Annotated in this window: 11 protein-coding genes; 5 read left to right on the forward strand and 6 right to left on the reverse strand. The window is 48.4% G+C overall.

All coding sequences use genetic code 11. The annotated features are described in order from the left end of the window. The first annotated feature begins 11 nt into the window (after positions 1 to 11). The 4 genes from U5R06_19855 (at position 12) to U5R06_19870 (ending at position 8,423) form a co-directional block, all read left to right on the forward strand. Positions 12 to 974, forward strand: a complete 963-nt coding sequence (locus tag U5R06_19855) for a UDP-glucuronic acid decarboxylase family protein (GenBank protein ID MDZ7725000.1) — start codon at positions 12 to 14, stop codon at positions 972 to 974. 163 nt (positions 975 to 1,137) lie between these two features. Next, positions 1,138 to 1,458: a hypothetical protein gene (locus U5R06_19860; GenBank protein MDZ7725001.1), complete on the forward strand. Its 321-nt coding sequence runs from the start codon at positions 1,138 to 1,140 to the stop codon at positions 1,456 to 1,458. Between the two features lie 52 nt (positions 1,459 to 1,510). Next, positions 1,511 to 2,353: an SGNH/GDSL hydrolase family protein gene (locus U5R06_19865; protein ID MDZ7725002.1), complete on the forward strand. Its 843-nt coding sequence runs from the start codon at positions 1,511 to 1,513 to the stop codon at positions 2,351 to 2,353. Beyond that, complete coding sequence (locus tag U5R06_19870; protein MDZ7725003.1) at positions 2,262 to 8,423, forward strand: Ig-like domain-containing protein; 6,162 nt, start codon at positions 2,262 to 2,264, stop codon at positions 8,421 to 8,423. Before U5R06_19865 ends, U5R06_19870 begins: the two co-directional genes overlap by 92 nt. 23 nt (positions 8,424 to 8,446) lie before the next feature. Here U5R06_19870 and U5R06_19875 read toward each other — a convergent pair whose 3' ends face one another. From U5R06_19875 to U5R06_19900, 6 genes are all read right to left on the reverse strand, one after another. After that, complete coding sequence (locus U5R06_19875) at positions 8,447 to 9,559, reverse strand: T9SS type A sorting domain-containing protein (GenBank protein MDZ7725004.1); 1,113 nt, start codon at positions 9,557 to 9,559, stop codon at positions 8,447 to 8,449. Beyond that, positions 9,556 to 10,728 carry a hypothetical protein gene (locus tag U5R06_19880; GenBank protein MDZ7725005.1) on the reverse strand — a complete coding sequence of 391 codons (1,173 nt, stop codon included), beginning with the start codon at positions 10,726 to 10,728 and terminating at the stop codon, positions 9,556 to 9,558. The genes U5R06_19875 and U5R06_19880 overlap by 4 nt, the downstream gene beginning before the upstream one ends. A gap of 371 nt (positions 10,729 to 11,099) precedes the next feature. Then, positions 11,100 to 12,647 (reverse strand): VWA domain-containing protein, encoded by a 1,548-nt coding sequence (locus tag U5R06_19885; GenBank protein ID MDZ7725006.1) that lies wholly within the window; start codon positions 12,645 to 12,647, stop codon positions 11,100 to 11,102. Between the two features lie 69 nt (positions 12,648 to 12,716). After that, a complete protein-coding gene (locus tag U5R06_19890) occupies positions 12,717 to 13,133 on the reverse strand; it encodes a DUF1893 domain-containing protein (protein MDZ7725007.1) in 417 nt (138 codons plus the stop codon). A gap of 79 nt (positions 13,134 to 13,212) precedes the next feature. Continuing rightward, entirely contained in the window at positions 13,213 to 13,749 is a 537-nt protein-coding gene (locus U5R06_19895) for a methyltransferase domain-containing protein (protein ID MDZ7725008.1), read from the reverse strand. Between the two features lie 56 nt (positions 13,750 to 13,805). Further along, the gene (locus U5R06_19900) at positions 13,806 to 15,146 is read right to left on the reverse strand and encodes an MFS transporter (protein MDZ7725009.1); all 1,341 of its coding nucleotides are present in this window, start codon (positions 15,144 to 15,146) and stop codon (positions 13,806 to 13,808) included. Between the two features lie 135 nt (positions 15,147 to 15,281). On the opposite strand from U5R06_19900, the gene U5R06_19905 reads away from it, so the two are divergent. Beyond that, the gene (locus tag U5R06_19905) at positions 15,282 to 16,346 is read left to right on the forward strand and encodes a hypothetical protein (GenBank protein MDZ7725010.1); all 1,065 of its coding nucleotides are present in this window, start codon (positions 15,282 to 15,284) and stop codon (positions 16,344 to 16,346) included. The last annotated feature ends 4 nt before the right edge of the window (positions 16,347 to 16,350 follow it).

The following is a 16,350-nucleotide window of genomic DNA, read 5'->3' on the forward strand; positions in this document are numbered from 1 at the left end:
GAGCCCCATTCATGCGAGCGCGTTCACTTGTTACCGGTGGAGCAGGATTCCTGGGATCGCATTTGTGCGAATACCTGCTCAACAAAGGACATGATGTTATAGCAATGGATAATCTACTCACTGGCGCGATATCCAATATCGAGCATTTGCAGGGAGATCATTTCCAGTTTATCAAACACGATGTAACCGAATATATCTTCATCGCAGGCAAAATCGATTATATCTGGCATTTTGCATCACCGGCCAGTCCGCTGGATTATTTACAACTGCCCATCCAGACACTCAAAGTGGGCGCCATGGGGACGCACAAGGCTCTGGGATTGGCCATGGAAAAAAATGCGCGTTTTCTGCTTGCATCTACCTCGGAAGTTTACGGCGATCCGCTGCAGCATCCGCAACAGGAATCATACTGGGGAAATGTCAATCCGGTCGGACCGCGCGGGGTTTATGATGAAGCCAAACGTTTTGGTGAAGCGCTGACCATGGCCTATCACCGGTACAACAAGGTCAATACCAAGATCGTTCGAATTTTTAACACCTACGGACCACGCATGCGCCCCAATGACGGACGCGCCATTCCCACCTTTATACCCCAGGCCCTGAAAGACGAACCCATTTCAATATTCGGAGACGGATCACAAACACGCAGTTTTTGCTACGTCCAGGATCTGATCGAAGGCATTTACCGGTTAATGATGTCCGATTATCATGAACCGGTCAATATCGGCAATCCGCATGAGATGACCATCAAAGAAATGGCCGAGTTGATTATAGACCTGTCAAAAAGCAAAAGCAAACTCACCTTCAAACCGCTTCCCGTTAACGATCCCAAAGTCCGGCAGCCTGACACGACGCTCGCCTCTTCCTTACTCGAGTGGCAGGCCAAAGTCGATATCAGAGAAGGGTTAATGAATACCATCGAGTTTTACAAAAACCTGTTCAACGAAAAAAATCTATGCGAATCCGGCGATTGACAGTATATGTGTAAAAAACAAGAGTGTGTCCCAGAAGCAAAGGTAATCCATGCACCCGAAATCATCGAGCTATATATTTTTAATCAGTTGTTTTGTCCTTATCTTTTTTTCAAACGCAAACTCTGCAACAAAAGTCAAGACGGAAAGCCCGAAAGCATTATCTGTGAACGAACAGGTCTCCTGGGTTACACCCGCATCTTTTGCGGATAGGACCGCCGATCTCGTCCAACATCAAATGCGAATCCCCTTGTCGCCTGATTCGCAGCTCCCGGGCAGAATAGAATTCACGATCGATCAAAACACAGCCGCCCATCTGGATTCTGTAACGTATCGGGTTCAACTGATCACGGATTCGGACACGCTGCACGCCGGTTCGGGACGCGTTGATCCGCAGGGCGTTTTCACCGCCTATCTACCGCAAAAGCAAGCGAACACCTTGCTTGTAACCCTGGACAGTACAACAATAAAAAATAAATCCGATTAAAACGGCAACTGCATATAAAGCTGAAACCGTAAAGAACACAGCTGAACGCATTTTGCTGTTGGGGGATTCGATCACTGAAGGCAAATTTGCCCTGGATAACCGCGGATTCAGAAAATACCTTTATGATAAACTGAATGCAAATAACTTTGACATCGATTTTGTGGGCGATTCGGGTATCTCTCCCTATGAAGGATATTTTGAAGGCGGGATGAAAATTAATGATTTTTACCCGGCGCACTCCACCCCGACCGCCAAGGGGCGCATGGATGCAACCGGTCAGATGAACAAACATCAGCCTACCCTGGTCTCTATTCATTTGGGCACCAATGATCTGCACTCGGAAACCGGAACCCCTATCACACCCTATATCGAGAACAACGAGTTTGCTGTTACCCAAAGCGGAGAAATGGCTTATTTGGTGAACTATTTATTAAACTGGCATAACGGCAATTACGGTGAACATCTTGAAAAAATACTTGTCAGCATGATTATACCGATTCGGGACTGGGACACGGTTAGTGTGGCGTATAACAACGAAATCGCCAAAATGGTCATGGATTTTCAAAACGGTGTCATTACCGGAAAGCCGGAACCGGTTTATCTTTGCAATCAGTTCTCCTTTTTCCGCGAATTTAAACTCTACGGCAACAGACTCATGGAAGACGGCCTGCACCCCAATACACGCGGACACAATCGTATGGGAGAGGTCTATTATGAGCGTTTTGCCGAACTGCTTTCCGGAAAAAGCCGCTGGTTCACCGACAAGACCTTCCAGGCAGGAATCCAGGGAAAAGATCATCATTATGAACACCAGGGAGTGGCTGTCGCAGATATTACAAACGACAACCGGCCGGATATTTATATTACCCGAACCAATTTCGCATATCCCGGATGAAGGCGATTATTGTTTTATTTCCTCCGAAACGCTGCCCTATCAGGAACAATCCTTTCAACTTTCCCTGCGAGATATTAAACCCAGCCGCGGCGTCGCCTTTGTTGACATTGACAATGACGGAGATTTTGATCTGTTCATTGGCAACTCGGACGGCGGATGCCGACTCTATGAAAACCTGGGCAATTCAATGTTTAGTGACATCACGACGACAGCCGGCATTGACAATCTGAATCGCTTGACCACAGGTATCATCGCCTTTGACTGCGACATGGACAATGATATGGACCTTTACGTGATCAATTCACGGGTCCAGAATGAATTATACATCAACAACGGACAGGGACGATTCATCCGAGAGGACCGCGGCACCGATGATGTGAATGAACCTGATATTCCCAGTCTCACCGGATCGGTATGCGACTATGATATGGATGGCGACCCGGATATCTATATTACCAAACGCTTTGCTCCCAATGTGTTGTTCATCAATGACGGCAGCGGACATTTTTCCGAGGGCGCTCAACAGGCAGGGATTGCTGTTCATGACAAAAGCAACGGCGCGGTGTGGGGCGACCTGAATAATGATGGGTTTCCCGATCTGCTGGTGACGGTATCCGAAAACCAGGATGAGCCTTATCTGTATGTTTTTGAAAACAACCAAAACGGCACATTCACAGACCGCACGGCACAACTCGGTATTCCGATGGACGGCTATTCGGTACTGACTGGCGATTTTGACAATGATGGTGATGTGGACATCATTACATCACAGGAAGAGGAGAACGGTCATCTTTATCGTAATGAGGGGAATTGGAGTTTTACCCAAACCGCCAACACAGGCGCTGAAGTACTGGGAGGCGATCCGCGCGGCGGCACGGTTTTCGATTATGACAACGACGGTGATCTGGATTTTCTCCTCACCCGCTCTGATATGCTGAATGTATTCAGACAGAACAATCTCCAATCCGAAAATCATTATATCAGTTTTGATGTATACGGCCCGCACAACAATCGCGGCGGAATGGGGACTAAAATATGGTGTTTTCCCGCCGGTGAACTGGAAAATAGACAAGCATTGCTGGGATACCGCGAAGTAACCAGCTCTCAGGGTCATATTTCTCAACCCGCTCTTGTGCAGCATTTCGGACTGGGCGCTGTCCGTGAGGTTGACGTGCTCGCCCGTTTTACAGATGGCACATTTTTGATCCGACGCGGCCTGGCCGCTGATCAACACATCACCCTGAAACCCGCACTCTCCGCGGGGGTGTCCGGTTCTCCCAATCAACTGAGCATTTACAGCGGGGACGCACAAAGTGTACCTGCCGGAGAAACAGCGCCTCAGGCCCTGGCGGTTCAGGTTCTGGATGCAAAAAATCGGCCGGTTGAAGGGGTCTCTGTCAATTTCGAGGTTACCGAAGGTGATGCAGAATTATTTACCCCTCAAATTGATCAGGACAACCTGTCAATCGAACCCGAGCGGGGTCAGCTTGAAAATGAAATGCAGTGGTTTTATGATGAAACCGCCTCCGGTCATGGCATCGTCGGCGTTCCATTTTACTGGAACCAGAGCGGCAGCGCTGTACGTCAGTTTGAGCTGGCAAGCAGCAAACGGCTTTATGCCTGGATTCGGGTGGAACAGCAATATACGAACGCAAACCTGTCTGTCCAACTTGACGGCAATCCTCCCGTGGCTATCAATATCCCCAACCAGTCCGGTTGGCAATGGATACAAATGCCGGGCGGATTTCTGCCGGACATCCTGAACAGCGGTTCCCACAGCGTCAGATTCAACCTTTCCGGTCCCGGCGTGCGGGTAGACAAACTTTTTCTGACACCGGACCCGGCATATACGCCGACCGGACTTGAAGAAACCGGAAGCGCGTCTAACCTCACGGACCGGCAGGGGATTACCCGGCGGTTCATCCAAATGGGACAAAACATCGGCCCCGTACAGGTCGCAGCAAGCTTGTTTTACAATGGAACCCATGTCACGGGCAGTCCGGCGATCTTTAATCTGCAATCCACAGCCGGACCGGCGGTGCGCATGCAGAAAACCGCGGGAGACGACCAGGCCGGTGATCCCGGAATTCCGCTGGATGCCCCGTTCCAGGTTACCTGCTATGACGCACTGAACAATCCGGTTTCCGGGCATCCGATAACATTCACCCTGCTGAGCGGCGATGGAAGCCTGTCCACTTCTTCAACTGTACTCACCGATGTGAACGGACACGCGGAAACAACGTTGACACCCGGAAAAGGCAGCAGCACGCAGCGCGTTCGCGCTGAATCGCCGGGATTAAACGGCTCTCCCCTGACCTTCACAGCCTATATCCGGGGCGTGGCGGAAAATCTTTTCTTTTTGTCCGGCGATAAACAACTCGGCACTGTTAAAACCGTATTAGCGGAACCGATCCGGGTTAAAGTCACCACCGAAGACGGTTCGCCCGCCTTTAAATACGGCGTGCAGTTCCACTGTCCCGTCCAGGGCGCCCGAATCGCTTCCGATCCACAATTCAGTCAGACAGACAGCATCATGACCCTTTTCACCGATACACTTGGCATTGTAACAGCTTACTGGCAGCTTGGAGAAACCAGCGGTGCCCAGCCGCTGACAATCAAAGCGCCCGGATTGACAGGGTCGCCGCATGCCATATCCGCGAATGCCCGGGCGTCATTTCCCGCTTATATCCTTTCCATAGGCGGGAACCAGCAAAGCGCCGTCATTCAGGAAACACTCGGCTCACCGCTCAAGGTCAGGGTTCTGGACGATTATGGAAACGGTATCGTCAACCATCCGGTTACCTTTCAGGCGCTTTCCAATCGGGGCACGTTCAATGGATTTGCCGACAAAACCGTGAGCACCGATTCTTCCGGGACAGCCGCAGCCTTTTTCACCACCGGTACCATCGCCGGGGAAAATGTTCAGATCGCCACTGTCACCGCAGAATACAATGGAGCTGCAATCCCCGGCTCGCCGGTTCCTTTTGTCGCAAACATGTCCCCGGGGGAACCCGTATCAGCGGAAAAAATCTTTGGTGATCAACAGAGCGGCACTGTGACCATGCCGCTCGAGCGCCCCTTTACTGTTCAGGTACGCGACTCTTATAACAATCCGGTGCCCGGTTTTGACGTAACGTTTCGTGTCCAGGGACCAGGGCACATCAACGGCGGCAGTACACTCGACGTGACCACTGATCAAACCGGAAAAGCAACCGCCACTCTGACCTTGAGTCAGCAAACAGGCCTGCATACGGTACAGGCCGTGTGTTCCGGACTCTCACCGGATGTGCTGTTGTTTCAGGCCTTTGCAGAAGCAACCTCACCTGAATCTTTGCTTTATATTTCCGGAAATGATCAAACGGGTTCGACCCATGCCGATCTGCCGCAGGCGCTGACAGTCCAGGTTGTAGACACATTTGCCAATCCCGTCAGCGGATACCCTGTGGAATTTACCGTAACAAGCGCGCAGGGACTTTTAAACGGAGAACGCAGCGCCACGGTAACCACCGAGGCTTCCGGGAATGCCGCTGTACGCTTCACACTCGGCGATGAAATGGGCGACTCGCTTTATACGATACAGGCCCGGGCTTTCTACCAGAATACTCCTCTCATCAACAGCCCGGTCTCTTTTGTTGCTTCCGCCCGCATCGGCCGTCCCGAGTCCCTGATCACATTGACGCCGGCAGAATTAACAGGCGGCGCCAACCAGACGCTGCCGGAGCCCATACGCGTAAAGATCGTGGATTCCAACAATTACCCCATCTCTAATTTCCCGGTCATTTTCGAAATTATCGCCGGAAGCGGCATTCTGCAGCCCGACGCAATGACAATGGTGACAAAAAACACCAATTCACAGGGCATCGCTTCTGTGCAATGGAAACTGGGAAAGCTCGGCGAAGACCAGGAGCTGATGGTATCAGCACGCGACGGATCGCGCGAATTGTCCCATTCTCCCGTCACCTTTCAGGCCGCAACGCAGGAAACCCATGCTTCTTCCCTGGCGTACGAAAGCGGCAATTTGCAGCAAGGCCTGACCCATACTCAGCTAAATTCAGCTCTAATCGTAAAAGTAGTGAATGAATACGGCTCACCGGTAAGCGGTCACTCGGTTATTTATACCCGTATCCAGGGCGACGGGTATTTTTTGGAACCCTCTTCTGATCTGGCCATCGTCGAAAGCGATGAATCAGGATTGGCATCTGTTGAGTTTGTGACAGGTCAGACCGCAGGAGACAGCGCCTATGTGATAAAGGCTGAATCATTCAATCAACAGGGTCAAAAACTGGACGGTTCACCGATATATTTTTATATCAGCGCTGAACAAAGCGAAAACGTTCCGCACCACATCAAATATATGAGCGGCAGCAATCAGCAGGATACGGTCGGAACAGACCTTGAAAACCCACTCGTGGTTCAGGTTCTCAATCAAAATGAACAGCCCCTGACGGACATCCCGGTATACTATACAATCACACAAGGACATGCCTATTTCACAAACGATTCAACGCAATATACCAATCCGGACGGCATGACCGGCGCACGGCTGCACCTCGGCACGCAAAGTGGTACAATCAAAGTCCTTGCATCGGTTGCTCAGGTGAACACCGCTGTTCTGTTCACACTCACAGCGCTGCCGGCACAGCCCGAGACAGCCAAAATTGTCAACGGTGCATCCCAAACCGGAATCGCCGGTCACCGGCTCAATCAACCATTGGTGGTTCAATTAACAGACCGCTATGAAAACGGTGTCAACCTGAACCCGGTAATATTCACACCGTATCACAGCGGAGGTCGCATTTTTCCTGCGGACACGGTATTGACGGACACATCCGGGGCGGCATCAGTGGAATGGCAGCTGGCCGATACAACCGGAAACCAGGCTGTGACAGCCGCTATCCCATCACTGCCGGATACACAACTGACTTTTCAGGCCACGGCGCTGGCCAATCAACGGCCGCGTTTCCAGATCGCGGACAGTTTTACAATTAATGAGAACGAACTTTTAGCGTTTTTCATCACCGTTACAGATCCCGAAGATGACCAAATTGTGGTCTCGGCAAGTCCGTTGCCCGAGGGCGCGTCATTCAACCCGGATTCTCTGCAATTCACCTGGACTCCCTCATCTCAACAAAGTGGACGATATAGCATTCAGTTCACCGCGACCGATCAGGTCGGCGCAAAAAGCAAAACAACCGTCCGCATACAGGTCTTGAGCTCTAACAATCCGCCGGTGATTTCATTAGAATATTCTGTACCGCTTGTACATAATCTGGGAACCCTGACCCGTCCCGGATATATGGACTTTGCGGTCTATGCAACGGACCCGGACAACGATCAACTGCATTACGTCTGGCAGGTCAACGGCACAGTAATGGCGTCCACTTTAACGTTCCGACTCCAGTCAGCATTGGCGCCGGAAGGCCCGGTAGAGGTAAAGGCGCTTGTGTTTGATCAACAGGACACCGTAAGCGCCGTGTGGAATTTAAACATTGTTACCGCTGTAAAGCTTGTATCGTTCAAGGGCGCCTATGTGCCGTTCAAGGGGTATAAACTGGAATGGGAAACCGGGGCGGAATTTGACAACCGGGGATTTTACATACAGAGAGCGGAAACACAGAAAGGTCCGTTTGAAACGGTCAGCGAGCTGGTCGCCCCTAATCCGCACGGCATCTATACATTTACAGATCATACCGGAAAAGCGAGCCGTTTCTATTTTTACAGGCTGCAGGATATCAGTCGCAGTGGCAATGTTCATAACCATGATATCATCAAGGTCTCTCCCCCGCTTCCGGAACGTTATGTGCTTTATCAAAATCACCCGAATCCGTTCAATCCTGCAACCGAGATACGATTTGAAACACCGCAGGAAGGAAAACTGATCCTGGCAGTGTACAACACACTGGGTCAACGGGTAACGACTCTGGTGAATAAACGCATCAACCCCGGATATCATCAGGTGTCCTGGTCGGGTGAAAATGAAAACGGTGAGCAGGTGGCTTCGGGTATTTATTATATTGTACTCTCGTCCCCCGGTGTGCATAAAACACGCAAAGCGGTTCTTCTCCGATAGAACCGCTTGCGGATCACGATAATCTATTTGGCCAGCAGCATTTTAAAAATCTTTTCAAAGTTCCCCGCCTTTAACTTGTAAAAATACACGCCGCTGCTGACCGGGATCCCGGCGGTATCCCGTCCGCCCCATTGAACCACATGTACTCCAGCTGACATCTGATCATCGGCCAAAGTGCAAATCAACTCTCCGCGAATGTTATAGACATCCAAACGAACGAAACTTTGTTTCGGCAGCCCAAATTTTATCGATGTAGAAGGATTGAACGGATTGGGATAGTTGGTCTCTAAAAAATATTGTTCAGGCAGCCATGCATCAGTACGAACGTTTACTGTACCCACCTTGGATTCACCACCATCAACAGTAACCTGCGATAATTTGTAGGTATAAGCGGTATTCGCCTCTACATTAGTGTCAACAAATGAATACTCGGCCGGTGTTGTTGCATTGCCGGTTGCGGAAATCAAGGTTTCACTTACCCGTTGATAAATCTCTTTAGCCTCTTTCTTTTTATAAAGTTGATAGCCCAGCACCGAACGCTCGGACTCGGTCCGCCAATGCACACACACCTGGTTTCCCTCAATATCCGCCTGCAGAGATGCCAGTTGAATGTCAATGGTGATATCCCCACTGCCTTCCAAAGTCTGAGTCAGTGGATTCAACTCGCCGTCTGTCCCGGCTGTAGAAAGCGTATGCCAGTCCACTCCGGTTTGTCCGTCGGGACTGTCAATAAACGGCAGTGCGACTTTGATGATCGCAGTATACTGATCCGGATCGGAAGGGTAAAAATCTGTGCCCTCGGCACTGTCTACATAGTCGAGGCTAACCCAAAAAAAGGATTCATCAGCTGCATATCCGGTTGTGATATTATAAGATGCATTACCGTCCAGATTTGGATGCACCCACTCTATCATCGGATCGATTGATGAAAAGGCATCCGAATTGACATAAAAATAAAAGTCATAATGCCCCAGCGCCTGGACAGACCAGTCATCCGTACGCTTTATTTGAATATCCCAGGCAAATTCATCTTGAGAAAGTCGCAAATAATCAATTCGCGAATAGACCGTTTGTGAAAAAAGAGACACAGATGCCATTAAAAGACAGGCCCATAACGTATATCTCATCAATTTCATTGAACACCGGATGTTTTATTTTCATTTCGTTTCGATTGATTATAATCTGCGATCGTTGTATTGCCATCCAGATTCACATCTGTGCCTGAAAAACCTTCTGTATTTCTCGGAAGCAGAATGGCCGTGCTGTCTGCTGATGAGATACTGTTATCGCCATCGGCATCACCGGCCGGCGCTCCCCAGACAGATTCACCCAGTTCGGAAGCGCCGGACGCTCCGCCATAGTAGACGTCAGAAGAGCCGGTAAAATCATAAGCACTGGCAGGCGGATTTTCAGTTAACGCCTGTACAGTTGCGCTCATAACAGCAAGATGATTGCGGTGACGCACAACCACATAATAATCTCCCGGCTCATCCGGTAAAGTGATAGATGAGGTTGATCCGTCAAGATTGATGATTTGTCCGTCATTTCGTAAAAACGCGCTTTGATATGCGACATCTTCACCGTCGCTGTTTCGGCGCAATGTTACCAAAACCCAATCCACTGTATTATCAGGAATGGATGTCACACTGCGCGGGTCCTGTGAGTAGGGTGACAAAAGGGGAATCATCTCCCGGTCTTTGATCATCGTATGCATGACGCCGGACAGGGATTGGTACGGGCCTTGCAAAAACAACTTGATCCGCGTCACGCTCTGATGCTCTGTTTCACTCGTACTATTCACGTTCCAGTTGGAAACAATATCTTCCGGAGGATCCGGCGGGGGATCACTGACAAAAAAAGCAGCCGCATCCGTTAATGGTGACAATGTTAATTCGTGATCACAAAGTTGTGCCTGTGTCCAGCGGAGCGTTACAAGCGTTTGCCATTGGTCGGTGACGGACCAGGCGTTTCCCTCAAGTTCATCCCAATCGCTCACCACAAGAACCCGATAATGACCGCTTAAATTCGAAACCGTACGCAGATAACCGGCGTGTTCAGAAAACCAGTTTAACGCCACAGTATCACCACCGGCCCAGGCTTCAAGATCATTATTGTACTCTACATCCAATGTCAAAGAGTTAAGCGCCCGTGTTTGCCCATCCATGGTGCGGATCTGTATATCCTCGCGATATTCTCCGTTCAAAACATGTGTATTGTATGTGACAATGGATCGGAACAACACGTTCTGTCCCCAACCCAGGCCACAGCTGCAAAGCAAAATACTCATAATAATCAAAACACGCATAAGATACTCTCGGTTGTTTTAAGCGGTGTGTTTCTGTTCAAAATTCGACAGTTCCAGAGCCGGATGACGATTTGAACAACAGAAAAACAGATAGTTAACTAAAAAAGACAATTTATCACAACTAACATTGCAAATAGTCTGCCAAACATATTCAGATTAAATGAATGATCGCTTCGGAGCCGTCAGTAGAAGAACATCTGTAGATTGATCAAACTGCTGCATAAACCAGGCTGCTCGGCCGTGAATCATAATGCGAGGTGCTTTAAATTAGGAATTTTACAGAAAAAAACAAGAACTTCTTTTGCTGGTCCGGGGAGTGAAAAAAGCGGGAACACGGGATAACAGAGCGCCCCCCTGTTATCCCGATGCGGTCAGATTTCGTAAAATCGCGCCTTGCGATAGTTCAGCATATAATTTCCAGTCGACAGATCGCCTTTGTTGCATACAAATGTAACCCGCATGGGGTTACGAGTATCAAACTCTTTGATATTTCGAAAATGCGCAGGCACATTAATCATCAGCTGAATTTCATAGGGAAACGTGTTCCAAAACTCGACCGGCGCGCCCAATTTTAAATCTTCCGGATCAACACGTAACGAAAATATCAACTTTTTACCTTTGAACAACTTTGGGTTTTTCATAAATTTATACATTATATCCATATCCCGTTTGCGGGTTGGCAGCTTGCTGACAATGACAATCACAAGCAGCCCCGGAATAATCAGCCAGCGCATCCAGGCGTAATTCGGATTAAAATCAAATTTTATGATCTGATATCCCTGTGAACTCAGCGAAACGGTTTTTTTCTTTTTTTTGATTTCACCATGTATGGTTTGCCGACAGGTTATTGTGTATTTTCCTTTCTGAAGCAGCACCCATTTGGATTGCTGTTCTATTCGGAGGTCAGGCACATAGGTAATATCGTAACGGTCAAATGACAGCTGTGCATCTATGACCTGAGAGTCGGGCACATCCACGGTGACATGCAAAATCGAATACGGATCCAGTTCCACTGTGGTGACCGAGTCTTCATAGACGTAGATTGGACTGAGCTCGATCTGATCCGGACAATACGGATCAACATCAAACACCGACCACATATCAAAGTCTTTTAATCTGAACGTATCCGGCGGCACAGCCACCGGATAATGTGTATTCGCCTTGACATACATCGGATATTTGTTGTTTGTTTTGACACTGGCGGTGATAAAATCTTTGTGTTCTTCCAGCGCTTTGAAATGCAGTTGAATAAAGCCGGGACGAATACTGGCCTGAACCGCCTGATTCAGAGCATCTTCCAGTTCATCTTCATCGTCCGCAGAAAAGTACAATCCATCGGAATTTTCCGGTATACACATGAGTATCTCCCGGTCCGCTTCTCCGATGCGAAATCCTACGACGTGAATGACAACATTTAATCCGGATTGACGCAGATATTTTGCCACAGCGCAGGGATCGCCGTCACAGGTTTCCTTGCCGTCCGTTATACAAATAACAAAATTCTTGCCGCCTTGAGGAAAATCTTTTTCCATTTCCTCAAGTGAATAGGCCAATGGGGTATAACCCTTGGGTGTAATCCCCAGCAGAGTATTTCTGATCCGGGTTCGGGTATTGTAATCCGGGGCAACCTCCAGTTTGCTGTCCTGACAATCATGTGCAATGCGGTACGACTGATGTCCGTAAACCCGGAGTCCGATACGGACAAACGGCGGAATGCTCTGCAGGACACGATCCAGACATCGGCGCGCCAGTTGCATTTTGCTCTGTTCCCCGATCATTTCATTCATACTGCCCGACGCATCCAAAAGGATCATGATATTACTCGTGTCGGTGGCTGTGGTATAGGTTTGAGCTGTCGCAGTTGAAGCAGAAATCAGAAACAATAGACTCCAGAATACCGCCAGTTGGGAGTTTTTCATAAGGCCCTCTTTGTCTCTTTTTACGCGTGTGCTGCCGTTTCAAAGCTGCCGAACCATCAATTTATTGAATCACGTTGTGATAATTGTTGCCAATTTTGCATAGAATGCTTCAGGAGATTTGCTTTCGATCGCCAATTTTTCCATCGGACACATTCCGGTTTTATCCCGATTAATAATATACGGTATAACCTCGGATGCGTACAAAGTGATATTGTTTTCATGCAATACTTGTTTTGCCGTATCGCTTGCGAGTGGTGTAATCACTTTCTCCACCTGGCCCATGATGCATAAATAGGCTGCCGCCCGCCCCACGACCTTGTCAATCACTGTAGCCCCCTGCATGTCCTCTGCATGCTCGTTCAAACACTGATACAAAGGTTTGAGCATACCATCAAAAGATTGAAAAATAATCTTTTCATCTTTTTCAACCTGAATGGACAACCCCTGTTTTTTTAACTTTTTCAATGTTTGTTTTTCATCGTTCATATTCAAACCTATCCCTTTGCTCTAATATAATTGAATTCAATAACAATGACCAACCTTTTTTATTGAATTCTCTTAAAAATTAAAACTGTATTTCGGCCAAAAGCGCTGATCCGCCCTGCAAAAATCTTGAACGCACCACAGTACAATCTGTAGACTGCAGCAAACCCTGCAGTCCGCCGCGGCGCATGAACGCACGGCTCAACCGGTAATGATTGGGACCGGCCAACAGTTCAAAAATACGAGCAAACCGCCAACCCCATTTTGAAGATCTATTCCAGGGTTGAGTAAAATCAAGCAGAATGGCCTTTCCGTCCGGCATTAATATACGGCGCATTTCTCTGAATAGCTGTTCAACATGCGGCATTGATTTTTCATGCAGCGCCAGAGAAATACTGATTTGGGGCAAACTATTGGTTTTTAAAGGCAAAAAAGCCGCATCGGCTCTCACCCATTGCGCAAAATTTCGTTTTTGACGAGCATACTTGAGCGCACTCTGATCCAGATCAATACCCAGCATTTGATGGCCCTGCAAATGCGAATACCAGGCCTGCTTTCCCACACCACAGCATAAATCCAGAATAATGCCCTCACCCAGCGGGCTCTGCCGACCGGGCAATACGTTTTTTCCATGATTTTATAAAGGGTTCAACCCCATACTCGTATACATAGTTTTTAATCATCAGCAGTTCTCTTGAAACCGGGTTTATCCGCACGTAGAGTTAGAAGCAGCAGCAGAAACAAAACAGTTAGACACACAACGATTGAGACCCCATAGTTTCCCGTAACATCAAACGACCATCCGAAAACAGGCGGTCCGATTGCGCTGAAAAACACCAAAAACGAAAGATTGAAACCGGCAATTTCGCCCAAATGTTCCCGGCCGAAATACTGCGGCCAGACCACATTGGTCAAAGTGCCGAAAAATCCCTGAGCAATTCCATTTCCCAGAATGATCAAATATTTGCCGCCCGTTGCGAATAAAGTCAACACGCCCAGTCCGCTCAGAAACAAACCACTCAGCATAATAAAAAGCATATATTTCATCCGGTTGCGGAAAAACCGGTGATCCGCCATCCACCCGGACAGTAAATTCAGCGCCACAGAAACAAAAGCAGTGGGTAAAAATATGGAAATGGCGTCCTGACGATCCATTCCGGAAACGCTGAAAATGGAGACCACATGAAAAGTTATGGCAGTTAAAAAAAGCGAAAACATGGACAAGCCAATATTAAACACCCAAAAAGTAAAGGTGTGCGTCGTTTCATGCAAGGTCCAGTTTTTCTCAACACCTGTTTCGGTATCCGAATCCGTTTCCCTATGCACATGACCGTCCGGCAGCAGACCGCAATCTTCCGGTTTGTCCCGGTAAAACAGAAATACAAATACTGTAAATCCCAAAAGCAACGCGGCAAGGATCAGCCAGGCGCCGCGCCAATCATGTTTATTGATCAAATATTCAAAAAACAGCGGTGACGCTGAAAAGGTCAAACTAATGCACATTCCTACAATAGCATTCATACGTCCACGCAGCTTGTCAAACCAGCGCATCAACATGGTGCGGCTGGACAGAGCCAAAACCCCCTGGCCGGAAAAGCGCATCAGCCAAAATCCCAGAATCGCCAGAATCACGGTAACGAAAACATGAGCAGAAAGCCCCAAAAAACCAGCAATGGTAGTAGAAATATGATCCAGCCGGCTCATAAAAACCAGCACCAGGGCAAACAGCGCGGCCGCTCCAATGGTCACGGTCCTCACCCCCATGGTATCCAGCAATCGGCCGGCCTTGCGTATCACTAACGAGCTTCCGATGGTGCCCAGCATATAGGCGAGACTGAGTTGAAACCGACTGATCCCAAGCGCCTGAATCAAAGAATCCGTGAACACGGACACCCCAATGGTCTGGCCCGGCGCACTCATTATAAATCCAATAGCGCTGCAGGCGACGATAAAATAACCATAAAAAAACGGCCATTTTTTAGGAGAAAACGGAATATCTGAATTTATCTTGAACATACAATTTAAATCCATTTTTATCAAATTGATATGAATCTTTAATTTACAATATTTTAAAGTAAATCAAAATAATAAAACCTTTTGAAAAGACATATTTTGTGAATATATTTTGTAATGTTTTAATGATAGCCACCATTGACTAAATTTCATAATCTTATGAATTTGAAACAATTTATAACTCTTGTTTTCTTTATCACCGGTATCCTGCGTCTGTCTTTTTCACAGCATGTCAACGTCCCGTCTGATCATCAAGTTTATTCATTCTTGTCCCGTATGGAAGCAAAAGGGCTAATAGACAGTTATGAACTCCGAACCCTTCCATTGCCTCGATGGGTGATTGCGGAACTACTCAGCCGGACAGTCGAGTTAGCCACCTCTGAACCCAATGCATTGACACGCGTGGACAGACAGCGACTGCAGCGGTTCCTGGGCGATTTCCGACAAGAGTTATCCCCAGAGTTTACAAAACACGCTGATGCGGATGAGCCGCATTTTTTCACCCTGTCCGAGCCTGCGGGAAATCTTGTTACTGATCTCACCGGTTCGCAGAAAATCATCACCCATCGAAAACACTCACTGCCGGAACCGGAGTTATTGTCCCGTACATCGGTGGGAGCGCGAATACGCGGGCATCTCGGTTCTGTCATTAATTTTTACACGGAATCCCGGTTTGAAGTAAGCCGGGGAGAAAATATCGACAGCCGGTTTAAGGCATCCGAAGGAGATCCGGTTGTGACCACCGGGGAGAATGCCGTTCGCGACCGCGCCCTGGCATATGTCGCAGGCGGAACATCCTGGTTAAGATTCCAGGCAGGACGCGATGAACTCAATTGGGGGCCTTCGCTGCGCTATAATACGGCAATCAGTTATAATATGCCTCCCGCCGATCAGATCAAACTGACCAGCCGGTGGAACAGGTTTAAATTCACCAGCGTTCATGCCTGGCTGAGAAACGATTTAGGCGCAAAACATCTGACATCACATCGCCTTGATTTAAAAATAGCCAAAGGTATTTACGCAGGCGCCGGCGAATCCGTTGTCTACGGTGGACGAGGCCCGGAGCCCAGTTATCTAAATCCCATCATGCTCTATCATATTCGCAGAGCATCATCTGGGAGACAAAGACAACAACGCCCTGTTTCTGGATGCCACTATTACCCGCTTTCCCCAATTAACTCTGTACGGTCAGTGGTTTATTGATGAT

It is taken from the genome of candidate division KSB1 bacterium, assembly GCA_034521575.1.
Lineage (GTDB): Bacteria > Zhuqueibacterota > Zhuqueibacteria > Residuimicrobiales > Krinioviventaceae > JAXHMJ01.

Bases quoted from the DNA above. Each gene is read 5' to 3' on its own strand.
- U5R06_19900 (MDZ7725009.1), bottom strand. From the start codon at position 15,146: ATGTTCAAGATAAATTCAGATATTCCGTTTTCTCCTAAAAAATGGCCG.
- U5R06_19885 (MDZ7725006.1), bottom strand. From the start codon at position 12,647: ATGAAAAACTCCCAACTGGCGGTATTCTGGAGTCTATTGTTTCTGATT.
- U5R06_19875 (MDZ7725004.1), bottom strand. From the start codon at position 9,559: ATGAAATTGATGAGATATACGTTATGGGCCTGTCTTTTAATGGCATCT.
- U5R06_19870 (MDZ7725003.1), top strand. From the start codon at position 2,262: ATGAACACCAGGGAGTGGCTGTCGCAGATATTACAAACGACAACCGGC.
- U5R06_19855 (MDZ7725000.1), top strand. From the start codon at position 12: ATGCGAGCGCGTTCACTTGTTACCGGTGGAGCAGGATTCCTGGGATCG.
- U5R06_19880 (MDZ7725005.1), bottom strand. From the start codon at position 10,728: ATGCGTGTTTTGATTATTATGAGTATTTTGCTTTGCAGCTGTGGCCTG.
- U5R06_19890 (MDZ7725007.1), bottom strand. From the start codon at position 13,133: ATGAACGATGAAAAACAAACATTGAAAAAGTTAAAAAAACAGGGGTTG.